This is a genomic window from Natronococcus roseus, assembly GCF_043677095.1.
Taxonomy (GTDB): Archaea; Halobacteriota; Halobacteria; order Halobacteriales; family Natrialbaceae; genus Natronococcus; species Natronococcus roseus.
On sequence record NZ_JBHLJR010000002.1, the window covers coordinates 639,964 to 657,320 of the forward strand.

The window sequence follows — 17,357 nt, forward strand, 5'->3', positions numbered from 1 at the left end:
CCCCGTCCGGAACGAGCGAGCGATGTGTGTAGAGTAGCAGCCGAAACGATAGCGGTGCGATCCGAACGCGGTCCCGCCGCGAGTCCGATCGTCGGGTCGCGAGAAACGTTATCTCCCTCGACTCGCTACTCGAGGTAATGGTTCATCCAGCAACTCGTCGCCTGGGCGTCGTAACGGACGACCTCGAGAGCCGAGGATTCACGCTCCGGTCGGACGGCGACGTGACGCTCGCCGTCGGCGGCCCGACGGCGTCGACGCGCCGTTGCACCTCGTCTACCCACCCGACAGTGCGCCACTGACTCTCGTCTCGAGGATCGCGACCGCTGTGTATCGGGGACACGTTCCGGTACTCGTTGCGGACCGGTGGACGAACGACGAGCTGAAGGAGGTTCTCGAGTCGCCGTTCCTTCTCGCGTCCCGACGTGGCGGTGCCAGACAGTTTTACAGTATCGAGGATCGCATCAGGCTGACCGACGAGAGCTTCGCCTGTCTCGGTACCTCCGGTCGAATCGAGTGGTACGAAACGGCCGTAGACGGCGACGATCCCTCGCTGGTCCTCGACGTCGGCGGCGAGACCGTCGCGGTCCTCGACAGCGTCGAAACGTTATGCTGTCCCGGTCCCGAGCCGACGGCGTTCCGGTATCGGTACAGTCGCGGCGAGGACGGCCGACTGTCCGTGTTCCGTGGAGAGAAACCGGTCGGACGGTACACGAGCTTCCGCGCGATGCGTACCGACGGGTTCCGTCCCGTTCCCCTCCCGCTCGTCCCCGAACACCACGTCCGCCGGAACGGTCACCTCGCACGGGCGACACACCGCGCGTTCGTCACCGGGGACGAAGTCGAGTACAGTCTCTGTCGGGCGAGATAGCAGGGCGCACGGACATCCGTGGCGAAGGCGGCTTCGCCGCGATTCGGTCACGGGGCGTCAGCCTGCCGGAAACCGCCGCCTCTCGTCGTGGACTCAGCAGATCCGGGAGCAGTTGGTGCCGAGCTGAAGCCGCTCGAGCATTTCAGCGCCCGGAGTCGGTTTCCGAGCAGGGAGCCGTCGGTCGGACCCGATTACACCCGCAGATGGCGATCGGTGATATCGCCGTTCAGCTCGGAGACCCGACTATCAGCCGGCTGAACGCGGTCTCCGAAGAGGTTTCGACCGACGCGTCGTGCGTACGAGCTCGTCAGCATGACCGAGATGGCGTCGCCGATGTTCGCGCCATGGGAGTGTTGGAGTCCGATCGTGTGGCCGATCTCGTGGGCGATCGTCTCGGCGACGGCCGCCTCGACGCGGTTCGTCCTCTCGGCCGCCATCCAGGCGATCCCGTAGCGGTCGATCGGTTCACAGCACGTCGGAAGGATGGCGGGGGACGCGATACCGTTGCCCGACCTGATCTCCGGGTGATGCGAGAGAAGGATGTGGCTGTCGACGGACGACCGCGTTCGGTTGTACTCGACCCAGTTCACGAGCGACCGCCTCGCGGCCGACATCTCGTCGCCGAACGTCGACAGCGTCGACGGCAGCGTCGTCACCTCCTCCGGAACGGTCAGCGCCTCGTCGATCAGTTCGAACGAGTTCGCAAACTGCGGTTCGAGAATATCCCGCACTCCCGATTCGGCGAGGCGCTGACCCGTGTCCCGTCGCTGTCCGCTCTCCTCGAACCCGGTCGTGAGCCCGTCCGTCTGGTAGACGGCGACGGTTATCGTATCCGGCGCACGAACGCGGCGCACACCCCGGTCGAACGCGACTGCCCCTCCTGTAGCGGTCCCGACCCCCGTGAGGAACGTGCGCCGATCCATACACGTCCACTATATAGTAATTCAGTATATACTTTCTGTTTAATTTAAAAGTATCTCTAAAATATAAGTTGGGCGGGTTGAACGAACCCAGGCAGAAACTGAATCCTTGGAGAACGCCCGAGCGTCGGGCAGGTATGCCGAGCGAATCGTCGGGATCTCGACTAGCCCTCGACCGCCTCCGGTGCGTCGGTTCGAGTCGGTTCCGTCGCGTCGACTCCGAGTAGTCCCACCCACGCCTCGGCGTCCGCTTCGGGTGCGGTCACGTCCGCGAGGACGGCGTCACAGTCCCGACAGACCGTCCAGACGGCAATATGTGGGGGCTGACAGCACGGGTCGATCCGTTCGTCGTTTCGATCGATCGGACCGTCACAGCTCGGACAGCGCTCGAGCAGGAGCCGGATTCGCTCGAGAAGCGCCAGGCGGTCGTCGCGCTCGAGATCCGACCAGCCCTCGACCGTCGCTCGGAGGACCGATGCGGTCGCGGCGTCGGCGAGGAGCGCGGCGTCGGACTCCCATCGAAGGAGACGGTTGCCGTCGATCGAGTACGCCCGCGGCCCGCGTTCGACGGCCTCGGAGGCGGCTGCGAGCGCCTCGACGTTGTCGGCTCCCGGGGCCGACTCGCGGCGATCGATTTCGACGCGGAACTCCTCCCGGAACCGGTCGGTCAGCGAGAGCGTCCCGTCGGGCGATGGGTCGGCGATGCCGGCAGCAGCGAGTTGATCCCAGGGATCCTCCGGCGAGGTTCCCTCAAGTGAGCGGGTCGCGATCGGTTCCTTTCCGAACAGCCGAAGGACCGACGCCGGGAGGTAGCGCTCGGTGAGTTCCGGCGTTCCCGGGACGAGATAGCCACGGAGGTAGATCGCCGCGAGGGAGCCGCCGAGCGCGACCGCTCCGACCGGGACAGTCGTAACGATCCCCAACGTCCCCGCCAGGACGAGCGCGATCGCCACGTTGACGATCGTACACGGTAGACAGCGGTTCTCGCCCGTATACTCCGGCCGTCGAACGGGTCCGAGATCGATGGAAGAGAGCGACATTGACTATCGTGGAGAAACTACCACGCTGCACGGCAAAAACGTTCGCGCCGGGTCCGAGGCGTCCGTCCACGACGATACCGTACCCGAGGCTCCCGGGATCCGGACTACCCGTGAGCGCGCGACGCCTCAGTCGACGTCGGCAATCGCGCCGGAGTCGCACTCGGGACAGCGGAGCGTTCCCTTCGTCGGAAGGTGAACGTCCCGCCGCGGAAAGGTCGCCCGACAGTCCCGACAGCGAACGGTCGCCCTCGCGTCCGGCTCGAGGCGCGCCCGCGGCAGTCGGAGGTCATCGGTGTACGGATCCATAGGTAGCTATTGTCTACCATAGTAATGAATCCTCGGACGGGCCAGTAGCCGTGGCCGGTGACGAAAGTGGTTCGCTAGCAGCCACTGGTTCGACCGTTCTCAGCCCTCAGGGTGCCGCATACCGCGGTACCGGGTGCACTCGAGACCGGTAAAAAGGGACCGGCCCACGCAATGAGGGCCGTCATTCTTCCTCAGTCCCTTGGACGACTGTCGAACGTTCCGAAAACTGCGTACTCGACTCCGAAGACTACTACTATGAGTTCGAACGATCTACTCGTCGATAAGTGTCCAGTGTGTGAAACGTACTTCGCCGTCACCTCGAGCGCCGACCTCCAGCGGCGACTCAACGCCCACGAGCTCGAGCAACACGGCAAGGTCAAGCCGACGCGAGTCGACCACCGCGCGGCGAACCACCGGTAGCGACGTCCCGCCGATCGACTGCGTTCTGCGAGCCGCTTCTGACGACGCCCGATCGGATAGCGGGGGTACCCTTATGCGGTCTCACACAGTCAATCAGGACGAATGCGTTCGCGAACGTTCTGGGTGCTCGACGACGAGGATCGACCGGTCGTCGACGACCTCGCCGTTGGGCTCGGACGGACGCCCGCGCGGGTCCTGGCGTACCTGCTGTTGCGGGCCGACCGCGAGAGCGACCCCGCGACGACGATCCAGCTTCGGGTCGGGACCGAGCTGAGCCGATCGCCGATCAGCGACGCGGTCACCCGACTCGAGGCCGACGGGCTGATCGAGCGCTCTACGGTTGCGAGCGCCAGCCAGGGACGGCCGCCGTCGGCCTGGCGACCGACCGACGACCTCGCCTCGAGCCGTCGTCGAGCGTACGAGCGACACGCGGCGACGCTGCTCGAGCGGGCGGACGAGATCTTTCGGGACGACGCGACCGGGCGGGAGCCGGAGTCGGCCGACGAGCCGGAGCTGACCGTCGCGCTGAACTGGCGACCGAACGGGCTTCACGTCCCGCTGTACGCGGCCGCCGAGGCGGGCTGGTACGACGAGTACGGGGTCGACGTCGGGTTCGAACACCACGAGGGATCCCGACGCGCCGTCGATCGGATCGTCGACGGCGAGGCGGACGTCGCAGTCGCCGGCGCCGCGACCGTTCTCCGGGCCAGGGCGGCCGGCGTGCCGATCGTGCCGATCGCGGTTCTCTACCAGCGCGCGATGACGGTGCTGTACTCCACTCGTGACGTCTTCGGCACGGAGCTTCGCGGCGTCGACCAGCTTCGAGGCCAGCGGATCGGCATGCCCGCCCGCTCCGAGACGGGAGTGCTCGGTCGCCTATTCGTCTCCCAGACGGCCCTCGAGGGGGACCTCGAGATCGAGGAGACGACCGGCGAGGAGCGGACGGCACTGCTGGCGGGGGAGGCGGACGTCGTTACGGGCTCCATCACCGATCCACGGGAGCTCGAGGAACGCGGCGAGACCGTCGACACGCTGTTGCTCACCGACCACTTCCCGGTCTACGGGCCGACGATCGTCGCCCGAGAACAGGCGCTGGAGCGGCGTCGGTCGTCTCTCGAGGCCCTCCTCGCAGGGACGGCCGGCGGCTGGCGGGAGGCAACCCGCGATCCCGACCCGGCGGCGGCGCGAATCGCCGACCGCGGCGACGACGAACCCGAGCGCGTCCGAGAGACGTTCGAGCGAGCGGTCCGGGAGTTCGGGCACAGCGACGACACGCGCGAACGCGGCTGGGGCTGGCAGCGCGAGCGAACCTGGGATCGACTCCGAACGGCGCTCGAGCAGGGGGAGCTGCTCGCGGAGGAACCGTGATCGACCTCGAGAGCGTCGGCGTCGCGTTCGACGAGTTCACCGCGGTCGCCGACGTCAACCTCGGGATCGGCGACGGGGAGTTCGTTACCGTCGTCGGCCCCTCGGGCTGCGGAAAGACGACGCTGCTGCGCGCGATCGGCGGGCTCCAGGAGCCGACGACGGGACGCGTGACCATCGACGGCCGATCGCCGTCGGTCGCACAGGAGGCGGGCGACGTCGGGTTCGTCTTCCAGCAACACACGCTGCTCCCCTGGAAGAGCGCCCTCGAGAACGTCGTCTTTCTCCGAAAGATGGCCGACAAACCACCGGATCGCGAGGGCGCGCGGGCGTTGCTCGAGACGATGGGCCTCGACGGGTTCGACGACGCCCGGCCGGCCGCGCTCTCGGGCGGGATGAAACAGCGTGTGGCCATCGCTCGAGCGATCCACCTCGGCGCGGACGTGCTGTTGATGGACGAGCCGTTCGGCGAACTCGACGAGATCACCCGCGACGAGCTCGGCGTCGAGATCAGGTCGCTCTGGCGCCGCGAGCGGAAGACGATCGTCTTCGTCACCCACAGCGTCCCCGAGGCGGTGTTTCTCGGGGATCGGTGCGTCGTAATGTGCGACCAGCCGGGGCGAATCGAGGCGACGTTCGACATCGACCTTCCCGAACCCCGGGACACGGAATCGCTCGGCTCGGGGGCGTTCCAGGAACAGGTCGCGGCCGTCCGCCGGACGCTCCACGAGAGCTATGACTGAACGGATCACCGTCACCGGAAGCGGCGCCGTCTACCCCGCGAGCGCGCTCTGTGCGGGCGTCGCGCTCTGGTGGGCGCTGACGGCACTCGGCGACATCCCGCCGTTTCTCCTTCCCGCTCCCGACGCCGTCGTCGCGCGACTGGCCGGCAATCCGGAGCTGTACCTCGTGAACGCGCTGTTTACCCTCGAGAAGGTCGTCTACGGCGGCGCAATCGGGATCGGGGCTGGCATCGCCCTCGCCGCCTTCGTCGCGTACGTCCCGTGGTTTCGCCGGGCGGTCTATCCCTACCTCGTGACGGTCCGGGTGTTGCCGAAGCTCGCGATCGCCCCGCTGTTGCTCATCTATCTGGGCACGGGGATGACGACGGCGATCGTCTTCGTCGCGCTCATCACCTTCTTTCCGCTGGTGTTGAACACCGCGGCGGGGCTCGACCGCACGCCGACGGCCCACCACGACCTGCTGCGGTCGGTCGACGCCGGGCCGATCGAGCGGATCCTGTACGTCGACGTTCCCTACGCGATCCCCGACATCTTCGCCGGCCTGAAACAGTCGGTGACTCTCGCCGTCGTCGGCGCTGTCGTCGCGGAGTGGGTCGTCGCCGACAACGGGCTGGGCTTTCTCATCCTGATGGGGTCGGAGAACGTTCGCCCCGACGTCATGCTCGCGGCGCTTGTCGTCCTGTTGCTCGTGGGGCTGGCGCTGTACGGGATCGTCGTCCTCGTCCAGCGACGCGTCCACGAACGGCTCGGGCTCGAGACCCTCGACTGACGTCCGTCCAGAATCAGGGGACCGTGTCGCGATCAGTGCCAGAGCGCGCGCTCGAGGGCGACGGGAACGAGATAGAAGCCGATACCGACCACGGAGAGGACGACCAGCGCGGCGTAGGTCTCCGCCGTCCGGAGGTACGCCGCCGTCTCGAACACCCGGTAGCCGAGCCCGGCGTTGAGCGTGACGAACTCGGCGACGACCGCGCCGATGACCGACAGCGTCGCGGCGATCTTGAGCCCGGCGAAGACGCTCGGCGCGGCCGCGGGGATCCGGACGTGGACGAACACCGCCGTCGGCGACGCGTCGACCGTCCGCAGCAGCTCGAGATACGACTCCGGGGTGCCGCGAAGTCCGTCGAGGGTCGCGATCGTGATCGGGAACACCGTCAGCGTGGTGACGACCAGCGCTCGAGCGGGAACGCCGCGACCGAACCACAGAAAGAGTAGCGGGGCGATCGCGATCACCGGCGCGATGCGGAGCGCGACGACGTACGGGAGGATCGTGCTCGCCGCTCGACGGGAGCCAATCATCGCGAAGGCGAGGCCGGCACCGACGACGGTGCCGGCGACGAGTCCGATTCCAGCCGTTGCCGCCGTGACGGCGGCGTCGCCGAGCAGCGTCGGATACGTCTCGGCGAGCGTCGCCCCGACCTCGGCCGGCGACGGCAACACGATCGTCGGCACGTCGTAGTAGACGACGGCGCCGTGCCACGCCAAGAGCAACAGGACGAACACGATCGTCGGCGGGAGCAGCCGCGTCACGAGCCCGTGGACGACCGTTCGGGAGCCCTCGAGGACGTCGCGACTGCTCGGGACCCGCTCGAGCCGTCGCCCGCCGCGTCGGTCGGCCTGCTCGTCGATCATGCGGGGCGTCGGTCTCGACTCTCGAGTGCTGCGGGCCGGCTACTCATCGATTCGGTCGGCGAACTCCGCGACGTACTCGTCCTCGCTGTCGAGGTAGTCGTTCGTCCAGACGTCGGCCGGGTCGACCTCGTTCTCGAGGGCGTCGCCGTCGGCGAGCACGTCGTGGGTTTCCTCCCACGGTTCCGGAGCGCTCGCTCCCCAGCCTTCCGTCTCGACGGTCTCCGAGAGCATGTACCCGGTGTACATCTCTTCCCACTTGTCGGCCTGATTCTCCCGGGTCTCCTCGAGTTCGGGCTGGACGTCGACGAGGTGATCGATCGCCTCGTCCGGATTCTGGGCCGCCCAGACGGCGCCGCGCGCGGTCGCCCGGAGGAACGCCTCGACCGTGTCCGGGTTCTCCTCGGCGAAGGATTCGTCGGTCGTGATCAGGTGGCCGTAGGAGGAGACGGCGTCTTCGATCTCGAGGACGTCGATCTCCCGATCCTGGTGTCTGGCGTCGACGACGTCGCTGAAGACGCCGCCCGCCACGTCGATCTCGCCGGCCAGCAGCTGCTGGACGGTGTCGAAGCCAGCGTCGACGTACTCGACGGTATCGAGGAGGTCGTGATGAGCGAGGTACGCCTCGGTCATCGTCCGGACCATTCCCGGACCGCTGCCGACCGTGACGTCCTCGAGCTGTTCGGGGTCGCTGAGTTCGCCGAACTCCTCGCGGTCGGCGAAGACGACGTTCGGGTTCCGCTGCATGACGATGCCGACCGCCCGCGGCGATAACTCGTTGCTGTTGACCGCCAGTATCTGGTCGCCGCTCGAGATCGCGAACTCGGTGTTGCCGAGTCCGGCCTGGTTCGCTGCGAAGTCGGAGCCGTCGCCGCTCTCGAACTCGACGTCGGTAAACCCCTCCTCCTCGTAGAACCCGTTCTCGCGGGCGGCAACGTAGGGCGTGTGAAGTCCCCCCATGTTCCAGTTGAGCAGTAGCGATACGGACTCTACCGCGACCCCGTCCTCCGCGGACGGATCGCCGTCTCCGTTCCCGCTGAGCCGACCGGCACACCCCGAGAGGGCGACCGCGCCACCGAGGGCGAGGACCCCGCGTCGCGTACGTTGTGTGTAATTCACACTCTCACCAGTAGTGGCTGTCAACGAAAGACTGTATAAATCATTTGGATTAAGGTTTAAGTACTCGAGTACCGAATCGCTACCGACCGGCCGACATCGTACTCCGTTTCGCTGTAGTAGGCAGCCCGTTGACACGATTCGAGACGTGGTAATGGCTGATTTCTATCATAGTGTCAACGACTCTCCCGCGACAGGACCCGACACTATGCGAATCGATAGCCTCGTTGTTATCGGAGAGCCGACAGAGACGCTCCAGAGCGCATAATTTCGAGTTTTAATTATAGATTTATTATAATAAGGTCTAAGATCGTGTACGTTGGCCACACACAACGCATGGTAGATGAAACCACGGGACGCATAACGGACGACGGGGAGCGTGACACATGACGACGGCACAGATTACGGACGAGGCACAACGACAGCTAGCCCGGACGCTCGACGTCGATGAGGTCCGCGACGGCGATCAGCTGACGATCGAGCGGCTGCGCGACGAGGTAGAGCGGACGGACGATCCCGAGTTCGCCTCGATGGGCGAATCGATTCGGAGCGATCTCTCGGGGAAGCTGGACGCCGAGTTGCTCGAGACGCAACTCGAGGAGCTCTCGAGACAGCTCGAGCGCCTGCCGGAGGTCCGGGAACAGGGAATCCCGGAGGGTGAGACCGAAGCGGAGGTGCTCTATCGCGAGCTCGCCGAACCCGGCTGGGAGATCTACGACCATCTCGTCGACGTCGACTTCTTCGAGAGTCTCGAGGCGAACCTGCCGCGGTTCACGCCGGAACACATCGAGGGGACGGCCCACGAGCTGATCGCCACCGACGAGCTGACGGCCGAACTCGAGGCGCTCGGGTTCGACGAGCAAGAGCGGATCGCGCTCGTCATGGACGTCACGAACAACAACGACCGCCTCGCCCGGTGGGTACCGACGAAGGAGATCCCCGCCGAGGTGGAGTTCGGCGTCGAACACGTCCCGCCGCTCCACCAGCGGGCGGCCGGCGGGACGTTGCTGTGGATCAATGCGCTCGACGTCCACCTCTGGCAGAACCGGGTTCTCGTCACCGACGAGATCCTCGACGACGGCTACTGGGACATCAAGGCGCTGCTGGGCGGGTTCCACCTGCTGGCGCAGGCGGCGCTCGATATCACCCGCGAGGAGGGGTTGACCGACTCGCAGCTGACAGCCGCGATCACCGCCGGCGCGGCGATTATGATCGTCAACCAGGAGGAGATTTGCAAGAACATGTTCTGGATCACCGAAGAGATGCGCGCGCCATCCGAAGCGAGGTAATTATCAATGTCACTCGAAGAAGACAGGGCCGTACAGGCCGCAAAGGATACGGTTGTTAGGGAGACTGACCAGGGGTTCCGCGTGCTCGGATCCCCCGAGAAATCGGTAACACACCAGCACGACGTCGATCGGATCGAGGAGTTCGACGTCACCAACGAGATGATCCAGGAGTCGGGCGACAACCCGGAGGCCTGGCTCACCTACGGCGGGAACTACGAACAACACCGTCGCACGACGGCCGACGTCATCACGCCCGACAACGTCGCCGACCTCGAGGTCGAGTACATGCTCGACGTCGGCGCCGGCTCGAGCATGGAGGGGACGCCCCTGATCGTTCCGGGCGATCCGCCGATCATGTATCAGTCGAACGGCCCGAATCACGTCAAGGCCATCGACGCTCGGGAGGGAGACATCCTCTGGAGCTATACGTACGCCGTCCCCTCGGACGTCGTGCTCTGCTGTGACGACAACAACCGCGGCGTCGCCGCCTACGGAGACAAGGTGTTCATGACGACGCTCGACTCGGGCGTCGTCGCCCTCGATCGCTACACCGGCGAGGAGGAGTGGTACACCTCGACCGCCGACCACGAGGAGGGGTACTCCGCAACCTGGGCGCCGGTCGCGTTCGACGGGATGATCTTCACCGGCAGCGCCGGCGGCGAGTACGGCGTTCGCGGGTTCCACACGGCACTCGACGCCGAAACCGGCGAGGAGGTCTGGCACACCTGGACCTCCCCCGAGACCGAGTGGGTTGGCGACAGCATCAACCAGTCCTGTGCGACGAACTGGATGAACGCGACGATCGACGTCGAGGAGCGACGACTCTACCTGCCGATCGGCAACCCCGGGCCGGACTTCGACGGCTCCGTCCGTCCGGGACCGAACCGCAACAGCTGCGGGACGCTCGCGCTCGACATGGACACCGGTGAACGGCTGTGGACTCACCAGGAGGTCGCCCACGACGTCTGGGACTACGACTCCGCGGCGCCCCGGATCCTCATCCAGGATATGGAGATCGAACACCGCAACACGACCAAAGACGTCGTCGTCTCCGCGGGCAAGACGGGCTGGGTCTACACGATGGACGCCGAGACGGGCGAGCTCATCGAGCGCAGCGAACCCGGCGTCCAGCAGCTGAACATGTACCGGATGATCCCGCACATCGACGAGGGTCGCCGGATGCCGTTCATGCCCGGCGCGATGGGTGGCAACGACTGGCAACCGCCAGCCTACAACCCCGAGACCGGGCTCGCGTACATGAAGATGAACAACTCGCCCCAGGAGGCCTGGTGGCGCTTCGAGGAGTACGAGGAGGGCAAGAAGTACTGGGGCGGGATCTTAGAGGACCAGACCGAAGCGGTTCCCGAGGAGTACAACGAGAAGATCAGCGCCATCGTCGCGATCAACCCCGAAACCGGCGAGCGCGTCTGGCGCGACTGGATCGAGAGCGACGCCTACATCTGGGGCGGCATGGTGACGACCGAGACCGGCGTCGTCTTCACCGGCACCCAGAACGGCGACTTCATCGCCTACGACGGCGAGAGCGGCGACCGCCTCTGGGAGTACGACCTCGGCGAGGCGTCGATCGCCGGCAGCCCGATGAGCTGGTACGATTCCGACGCCGGAAAGCAGTACGTCGCGATCCAGGTTGGCGGCAGCGGTTGGCTCCGTCGCGGCGCCGGCGGCCGCGACACTCGACTGGCCGTCTTCTCGCTGTCGGAGTAAGCGACCGACGACGTTCTTTTTTGGCCCGCCGACCGATCAGCGACCGGTGTTCGGCCGAGCCACGATGACGATGTACGGCTCCGTCCGACCCGCCAGCTCGAGACGCTCGAGGGTCTCGATCTCGAACCCGGCCTCGAGGACGCGGTCGACCCAGTACGCCTCCGGGTCGGGATCGCCCGCGGCGTCGTCGGGTACGAGCGGAAGCTCGAGAACGCCGACCGTCGCGTCGGCCCTACAGACCCGTCGGAGCTCCGAGAGCGCGTCCTCGGCGCTCGAGGCCGGGAGATCGTGCAGCACCCGGCAGGCGGTCGCGACGTCGACCGAGCCGTCTCGAAGCGGGAGCGTCGCCGCGTCGCCGGCCACCGGTTCGACGCCGATCCCGGCGCGGTCGGCGTTGCGCCGCGCTAATCGCGGTCCGTTCCCGAGGATGACGCGGTCGTCGAAGACGTCGAGACCGACGACGGCCGTTCCGGACGGAACGTGCGGTGCGATCCCCACGAGGGACCGGCCCGTGCCGCAGCCGACGTCGAGAACCCGATCCGCTCGGTCGAGCGGGAGTCGGCTCGCAAGGGCATCGTACTTCGCTCGCTCGAGCGACCACGGCGTCGGACCCACCAGCTGACGCAGCGTCCGGAACCCGCGAACGGCCGCGACTGAGGCAACGAGCGACGCAGCCGCCCGCCGGCTTCGGGACCGCGTTCGGCTCCCGACGACGGCCGCAGCTGCGATCGCGACCGCCGCGAGCGCGAGCGAACGGAACCGTCGCCGCCAGTGGTAGACGCCGAAGTAGTACCGGGGTCCGAGCACACTCACTCGACGCTCAGATCGCTCCCGCCGTGGGCCTCCTCGAACTCGAGTTCGATCTCGAGCTCCGAGGTTCGCTGGCCGGAGAACTCGATCTCGACCTCGATCGGCTCGCGGTACTCGAAGGGGATCTCCCAGCTGCTGCCCGAGATCGTCAGCGACGCGTCGTTCTCGAGGGCGTCGGCTATCTCGCGGAGAAAGCTCGCCGTCTCGGTTCGCGAGAGGTAGATCTCCTGTTCGAAGAAGCCGTCCGTGATGACCCTCCGCTCGGGATCGTCGTCGTCGGGGAACTCGACGTTGTTCGTCATGATGACGTGTACCACGCCGTCAATACATAAATGTGCGTGACGGCGTCCGGGAGGTGACGGAACACTCAACTATCGGCTGCGTGTACGGTAGTTCATGACGCTGCTCGAGGCGCTGGGAAACGCTCGACGACTAAAGATCATTCGAGAACTCTCTCGGGAGCCGAAGTACGTCTCCGAACTCGCCGAATCCGTCGGAATGAACGGGAAGTCGGCCGTCCACCACCTCGGGGTGCTCGAGGAGGCGGGACTCGTCGACCACTACCGACGCGGGAATCGCAAGTACTACCGCCTCGTCAGCGACGTGGAACTGTACGCTGCGCCGCCGCCAGAACGGACGTTCATCCTTCAGACCAGAGAGCAGTCCGACGAGTCGGCGTAACGAGGGGACCCCGTCTCCGGTCGACGTTCGTCGCTTCGCCTCGAGTTCGAAGCGGTAGCTAAAGCTATTTACATTACCATGTTGATTGTGCCCGTATGCCAGAGTGTGCACACTGTGGAGAGGAGTACCCGGCACCAGGTCCGTACAAGAGTCACGTACTCACGTGTACGAACGAGAACGGGGCGGTCGCCGCGGACGAACCGGTCGAAGAGACCGCGTCCGAGTCGTCCGACTCGAGCGCGGAGGCGGAATCCGAGGCGACGACGATGGATCAGTATATCGAGCGCGTCGTCGACGACCGACTCGAGACGGTCGAGTCCGAACTCACGCAGATGTCCGAGGATGTCGACGAACTCGAGAACTTCGCGACGATCAGCCTCGGCGAGCGACGGCTCGATCAGGCCGAAGCGAACCTCTCGGAGTACTCGGCGTCGCTCACCGACCTCTCCGAGCGGACGCTCGAACAGGTCAACGAACTCGAGTCGCAACTGGAGTACCAGACGGTCGTGCTCGCGACGGCACTCGACGCGCTCGCCGAGGCCGACGTCGACGTCGACACCGACCCGATAGACGCCTACCGCCAGGACCAGATCGTCACCGAGCAGTCGCCCACGAAGCGTCTCGAGGAGGCCATCGAGAAACTCGAGTCCTGAGCCGTCGGCGGTCGTTCCGGCCCGCAAGAAGAGACCTACACCTCTCGGACGCCGATGACCCGATCCTGCAGGTAGTCGAGATACATCGCGTTGTAGACGAGCTTCACCTCGTCGCTGGCCGGAAGCGCCTGACAGGTGAGAACGATCCCTCGCTCTTCGACCTCCTCGTCGGTGAGGATGAGATCCATGTCCATCTCGACGTCGCCCTCGTAGACGATGCCGGCGCAGTTCGCACACGAGGCGGCGCGACACTCGTAGGGCCACTCGAACCCCTGATCTTCAGCGGCGTCGAGGATGTACCGTCGGCCGGTGATCTCGACCCGCCCGTAGTCGTCGTCCCCCAGATCGGCCTCTGCTGCCTTCTCGAAGAGGTCCTCGTCGTCCATATCCCACCCCTGTTCGCTCAGGGTCTCGTAGTTGAGGTACTCGACGGTGCGGACGGGTCCCTCGTCGCCGTCGCCGTCACCGCGCTCCGCGGCGTCCTCGCCGAGCCTAACGTGAGGGAGGTTGTGTGACATACACAACCACTAGCCGTGCACACACTTAGCATCGGTGGTCGCCTCCGGCGCTCGGTTCAGACCCGCTCAACCGTCGTTGACGAACGCGTCGAACCCGTCCACCCCTCGAGCGAACGCCTCGGGCGTCTCCTCGTCGGCCGTCTGGAGGGCCCGTTCGAAGTGATCGGCCGTTAGCTCGAGGTTCTCGAGGGCGGTCGTTGCTCCGGCTTCCCCGTCGGTCGGGTCGTCGCGCTCACCGTCGGCGGACGTCTCGACGTAGTCGCGAACGGCGTTCATCGCCGCGGTCCGGCAGATGCCCTCGAGATCGGAGCCGACAGCGCCCTCGGTCCGCTCGGCGAGCGTCCCGAGGTCGACATCCGCCGCAAGCGGGCGATCCCGAAGGTGGATCTCGAAGATCTCCCGCCTGGCCGCCTCGTCGGGCTCCCCGACGCGAACGTGTTGTTCGAACCGCCCCGCCCGCAAGAGCGCATCGTCGATCCGATCCGGTCGGTTCGTCGTCGCGAGGACGACGACGTCCTCGAGCTCTTCGAGCCCGTCGAGTTCGGTCAGGAGCTGGCTGACGACGCGTTCGCCGACCGCCGTCTCGCTGGAATCGCTCCGGGTGCCGGCGATGGCGTCGATCTCGTCGAACACGAGCACCGTCGGCGCGTTCTCGCGGGCCTTACTGAAAACATTACGAATCCCGCGTTCCGACTCGCCGACGTACTTGTCGACGAGTTCGGGCCCCTTGATCGAGATGAAGTTCGACTGGGCCTCGTTCGCGACGGCCCGTGCGAGCAGCGTTTTCCCGGTCCCTGGCGGGCCGTACAGCAGAACACCGGTTGCCGGACGTAGCGAGACGCGGTCGAAAGCGTCGGCGTACTCGAGGGGCCACTGGACCGTCTCCCGGAGGGTTCGGGTTACCTCTTCGAGCCCGCCGACGTCCTCCCAGGTCGCGTCCGGCACCTCGACGAACACCTCTCGCATCGCCGACGGTTCGATCTCGCGTACCGCCGCTTCGAGATCCGACTCATCGATCTCGACGGCATCCAGTCGGTCGGTCGGCAGTTCGATGGAATCGTTCGAGGAGTCGGCTCGCAGCCGACGCAGCGCACACATTGCGCTCTCCCTGATCAAGTTCTCAAGATCCGCCCCGACGAAGCCGTGGGTGCGCTCGGCGTAGCGCTCGAGATCGACCGAGTCGCTGATGGAGACGTCGGCCGCGTGGATCCCGAGGATTTCGGACCGCTCGTCGGCGTCCGGGACGCCGATCTCGACCTCGCGGTCGAACCGACCCGGCCGGCGGAGGGCGGGATCGACGGAGTCGACGCGGTTCGTCGTCCCGACGACGACGACCTGGCCTCTGTCGTCACCGCCGTCGAGCAGGGAGAGCAACTGGGCGACGATCCGGCGCTCGACGTCGCCGACGTCCTCCCGTTTCGGCGCGATAGCGTCGATCTCGTCGATGAAGACGATCGCCGGGGCGTTCTCCTCGGCCTCCTCGAACACCTCTCGGAGTCGTTCCTCGCTCTCGCCGTGGTACTTCGAGACGATCTCCGGACCCCGAAGCGTCTGAAAGTGGGCGCCGACCTCGTTGGCCATCGCGCGGGCGATGAGCGTCTTCCCTGTTCCCGGCGGTCCGTACAGGAGGACTCCCTTCGGCGGGTCGATGCCGAGTCGATCGAAAACGCCGGGATATCGCATCGGCAACTCGACGACCTCCCGCACCTGCTCGAGTTCGTCCGCGAGGCCGCCGACGTCGTCGTAGGTCACCACGGGATCCGTCGCATCGCAGTCCTCCTCGTCGGCCGTCGCCGGTTTGGGAGCGATAACGATCGACGTCCACTCCTCGACGACGGCGGGATCGGCCGGATCGACATCGACGACTTCGATCGGAACGGATCGGGAGGGTTCAGCGTCGATCAAGACCGTCTCTCCGTCCGAGACGATACGACCGACGAGGGCGTCCCGCTGGGCGAAGTCGAGCGCCTCGGCGGAGGAGACGTCGTCAGGTAACGCTATCGAGACCCGTTCGGCCGACCTGACCTCGGCTGGTTCGACCCGAACGCGTTCTCCCGTATCGACGTCGAGTCGCTCCGCGAGCTCCCGATCGAGACGGATCGTGCGCTCCGCCCGCTCCTCGGACGGGCGCGACAGCACCTCGACGACGGCCGATTCGCCCGTCGGTCCCTGGAGAGAAACGTACTCCCCGGATTCGACACCGAGCGAGGTCATTACGTCCCGCTCGAGGACGGCGACGGAGCGGTCCCGCTGGTTCGAGACGAGCGGTTTGACGGTGAGTTTCATCGATAGAGTCGTCCTTTGGTAACGTGTCACGCTCGAAGGCAAGAACGTTTGGATGGGGTCGAGGTCCGAACGGTCGCATAGTCGGTCCGTCCGGATCGAACGAATGCTTATCAGAGATGACGTTGAGAGGTAACATGGAACATGACAGACAGCGACTTAGAGGATTTCCTGATCCTCCGCGCGCTCGACGACCCGATCACGGAATCCGAACTCGAGGCCGCCGGCGAGCAGTCGGGAGAGACTCTCGAGGAACTCCGCGACGAGGGGGTCGGAATCCGGTGGGTCGACTCCGAAGTACTGACGAACGAGAACGGAAAGATCACGGGGACCTTCTGTCACTATCGAGCCGAAGATACGGACGTCGTTCGCGAACACGCCGAGCGAGCGGGGCTCCCGGCGACGCGAATCGATCGACGAGGGGAGCCGCTCGAGGGCGAGTAGCGTCAGACCGTTCTCGCTCGCGATGGGCCAAAAGACGGTTGCTACCTGCCTTCGGACTCTCGAGTACGATCGGTCGCGAACTGAGACGTTCTCGAGGCGCAGTGGCTCCGCTGGTCGGTTGGCAACGCGCTCATCGAATGGGTAGCGACTTCTGTAGTTGGCGTCTCGACTGCTGGTGAACGAAGAGTATGAAAGGGAGCGGCGAATCGGATTTCCCAGAGGGTCGCCCACTCCAGTACTCCCCGAAACGCAGGCGAGCTTATCTTCCGTGTTCGGGATGGGTACGGGAGGTACCTCGCCGCTGTGGCCGCTGTAATGCCGACCGACGGAATCGAACCGTCGTTAGACCACTGTCGGTCGCCGATATGAGTGGTGGCGGCGAATCGGATTTCCCAGAGGGTCGCCCACTCCAGTACTCCCCGAAACGCAGGCGGGCTTATCTTCCGTGTTCGGGATGGGTACGGGAGGGGCCCCGCCGCTGTGGCCGCCTGAACGCCGATTCGCGGAATCGAACCGCGATCATTCCAATATCGGTGGCCTCTCTGAA

The 17,357-nt window shown here is 65.9% G+C and carries 20 protein-coding genes and 2 rRNA genes; 11 read left to right on the top strand and 11 right to left on the bottom strand.

Features of this window, described 5'->3' with window-relative positions; translation table 11 throughout:
• Positions 1–137: 137 nt before the first annotated feature.
• Both ACFEMD_RS07810 and ACFEMD_RS07815 read left to right on the top strand, forming a co-directional pair.
• The gene (locus ACFEMD_RS07810) at positions 138–299 is read left to right on the top strand and encodes a hypothetical protein (protein WP_394740470.1); all 162 of its coding nucleotides are present in this window, start codon (positions 138–140) and stop codon (positions 297–299) included.
• Between the two features lie 26 nt (positions 300–325).
• The gene (locus ACFEMD_RS07815; RefSeq protein ID WP_394740471.1) at positions 326–868 is read left to right on the top strand and encodes a hypothetical protein; all 543 of its coding nucleotides are present in this window, start codon (positions 326–328) and stop codon (positions 866–868) included.
• A 191-nt stretch (positions 869–1,059) separates the two neighbouring features.
• Here ACFEMD_RS07815 and ACFEMD_RS07820 read toward each other — a convergent pair whose 3' ends face one another.
• The 3 genes from ACFEMD_RS07820 to ACFEMD_RS07830 form a co-directional block, all read right to left on the bottom strand.
• Complete coding sequence (locus ACFEMD_RS07820) at positions 1,060–1,791, bottom strand: zinc-dependent metalloprotease family protein (RefSeq protein ID WP_394740472.1); 732 nt, start codon at positions 1,789–1,791, stop codon at positions 1,060–1,062.
• A 161-nt stretch (positions 1,792–1,952) separates the two neighbouring features.
• Positions 1,953–2,828 carry a hypothetical protein gene (locus ACFEMD_RS07825; protein ID WP_394740473.1) on the bottom strand — a complete coding sequence of 292 codons (876 nt, stop codon included), beginning with the start codon at positions 2,826–2,828 and terminating at the stop codon, positions 1,953–1,955.
• 126 nt (positions 2,829–2,954) lie between these two features.
• Positions 2,955–3,134 (bottom strand): hypothetical protein, encoded by a 180-nt coding sequence (locus tag ACFEMD_RS07830; RefSeq protein ID WP_394740474.1) that lies wholly within the window; start codon positions 3,132–3,134, stop codon positions 2,955–2,957.
• Between the two features lie 255 nt (positions 3,135–3,389).
• Here ACFEMD_RS07830 and ACFEMD_RS07835 point away from each other — a divergent pair, with 255 nt between their 5' ends.
• The 4 genes from ACFEMD_RS07835 (at position 3,390) to ACFEMD_RS07850 (ending at position 6,431) form a co-directional block, all read left to right on the top strand.
• Entirely contained in the window at positions 3,390–3,554 is a 165-nt protein-coding gene (locus tag ACFEMD_RS07835) for a hypothetical protein (RefSeq protein WP_394740476.1), read from the top strand.
• A 102-nt stretch (positions 3,555–3,656) separates the two neighbouring features.
• Positions 3,657–4,922 (top strand): ABC transporter substrate-binding protein, encoded by a 1,266-nt coding sequence (locus ACFEMD_RS07840; RefSeq protein WP_394740477.1) that lies wholly within the window; start codon positions 3,657–3,659, stop codon positions 4,920–4,922.
• The gene (locus ACFEMD_RS07845; protein WP_394740479.1) at positions 4,919–5,662 is read left to right on the top strand and encodes an ABC transporter ATP-binding protein; all 744 of its coding nucleotides are present in this window, start codon (positions 4,919–4,921) and stop codon (positions 5,660–5,662) included. The genes ACFEMD_RS07840 and ACFEMD_RS07845 overlap by 4 nt, the downstream gene beginning before the upstream one ends.
• A complete protein-coding gene (locus ACFEMD_RS07850; RefSeq protein WP_394740480.1) occupies positions 5,655–6,431 on the top strand; it encodes an ABC transporter permease in 777 nt (258 codons plus the stop codon). The genes ACFEMD_RS07845 and ACFEMD_RS07850 overlap by 8 nt, the downstream gene beginning before the upstream one ends.
• Positions 6,432–6,463: 32 nt before the next feature.
• On the opposite strand, the gene ACFEMD_RS07855 is transcribed toward ACFEMD_RS07850, so the two are convergent.
• Together ACFEMD_RS07855 and ACFEMD_RS07860 are read right to left on the bottom strand one after the other, a co-directional pair.
• Positions 6,464–7,294 carry an ABC transporter permease gene (locus tag ACFEMD_RS07855; protein WP_394740481.1) on the bottom strand — a complete coding sequence of 277 codons (831 nt, stop codon included), beginning with the start codon at positions 7,292–7,294 and terminating at the stop codon, positions 6,464–6,466.
• A gap of 39 nt (positions 7,295–7,333) precedes the next feature.
• Positions 7,334–8,410 (bottom strand): ABC transporter substrate-binding protein, encoded by a 1,077-nt coding sequence (locus tag ACFEMD_RS07860; RefSeq protein WP_394740483.1) that lies wholly within the window; start codon positions 8,408–8,410, stop codon positions 7,334–7,336.
• A 383-nt stretch (positions 8,411–8,793) separates the two neighbouring features.
• Here ACFEMD_RS07860 and ACFEMD_RS07865 point away from each other — a divergent pair, with 383 nt between their 5' ends.
• Complete coding sequence (locus tag ACFEMD_RS07865) at positions 8,794–9,696, top strand: hypothetical protein (protein WP_394740484.1); 903 nt, start codon at positions 8,794–8,796, stop codon at positions 9,694–9,696.
• Between the two features lie 6 nt (positions 9,697–9,702).
• Positions 9,703–11,421 (top strand): pyrroloquinoline quinone-dependent dehydrogenase, encoded by a 1,719-nt coding sequence (locus ACFEMD_RS07870; protein WP_394740485.1) that lies wholly within the window; start codon positions 9,703–9,705, stop codon positions 11,419–11,421.
• 36 nt (positions 11,422–11,457) lie between these two features.
• On the opposite strand, the gene ACFEMD_RS07875 is transcribed toward ACFEMD_RS07870, so the two are convergent.
• Both ACFEMD_RS07875 and ACFEMD_RS07880 read right to left on the bottom strand, forming a co-directional pair.
• Positions 11,458–12,228, bottom strand: a complete 771-nt coding sequence (locus ACFEMD_RS07875; RefSeq protein WP_394740486.1) for a class I SAM-dependent methyltransferase — start codon at positions 12,226–12,228, stop codon at positions 11,458–11,460.
• Positions 12,229–12,230: 2 nt separating this feature from the next.
• Positions 12,231–12,533, bottom strand: a complete 303-nt coding sequence (locus tag ACFEMD_RS07880; RefSeq protein ID WP_005557869.1) for an amphi-Trp domain-containing protein — start codon at positions 12,531–12,533, stop codon at positions 12,231–12,233.
• Positions 12,534–12,627: 94 nt separating this feature from the next.
• Here ACFEMD_RS07880 and ACFEMD_RS07885 point away from each other — a divergent pair, with 94 nt between their 5' ends.
• On the top strand, positions 12,628–12,912 hold the full coding sequence (locus ACFEMD_RS07885; RefSeq protein WP_005557867.1) for an ArsR/SmtB family transcription factor: 285 nt from the start codon (positions 12,628–12,630) through the stop codon (positions 12,910–12,912).
• A gap of 95 nt (positions 12,913–13,007) precedes the next feature.
• Positions 13,008–13,565, top strand: a complete 558-nt coding sequence (locus ACFEMD_RS07890) for a hypothetical protein (protein ID WP_394740487.1) — start codon at positions 13,008–13,010, stop codon at positions 13,563–13,565.
• A gap of 35 nt (positions 13,566–13,600) precedes the next feature.
• Here ACFEMD_RS07890 and fer read toward each other — a convergent pair whose 3' ends face one another.
• Positions 13,601–14,083, bottom strand: a complete 483-nt coding sequence (fer, locus tag ACFEMD_RS07895) for a ferredoxin Fer (protein ID WP_394740489.1) — start codon at positions 14,081–14,083, stop codon at positions 13,601–13,603.
• A gap of 66 nt (positions 14,084–14,149) precedes the next feature.
• Positions 14,150–16,369 (bottom strand): CDC48 family AAA ATPase, encoded by a 2,220-nt coding sequence (locus ACFEMD_RS07900; protein ID WP_394740490.1) that lies wholly within the window; start codon positions 16,367–16,369, stop codon positions 14,150–14,152.
• 141 nt (positions 16,370–16,510) lie between these two features.
• Between ACFEMD_RS07900 and ACFEMD_RS07905 the strand changes: the two genes are divergently transcribed.
• On the top strand, positions 16,511–16,810 hold the full coding sequence (locus ACFEMD_RS07905; protein WP_394740492.1) for a DUF4242 domain-containing protein: 300 nt from the start codon (positions 16,511–16,513) through the stop codon (positions 16,808–16,810).
• 193 nt (positions 16,811–17,003) lie between these two features.
• Here the strand turns inward: ACFEMD_RS07905 and rrf (ACFEMD_RS07910) are convergent.
• Both rrf (ACFEMD_RS07910) and rrf (ACFEMD_RS07915) read right to left on the bottom strand, forming a co-directional pair.
• Positions 17,004–17,125 (bottom strand): 5S ribosomal RNA (rrf, locus tag ACFEMD_RS07910).
• Positions 17,126–17,180: 55 nt separating this feature from the next.
• A 5S ribosomal RNA gene (gene rrf, locus ACFEMD_RS07915) occupies positions 17,181–17,302 on the bottom strand.
• Positions 17,303–17,357: the final 55 nt, after the last annotated feature.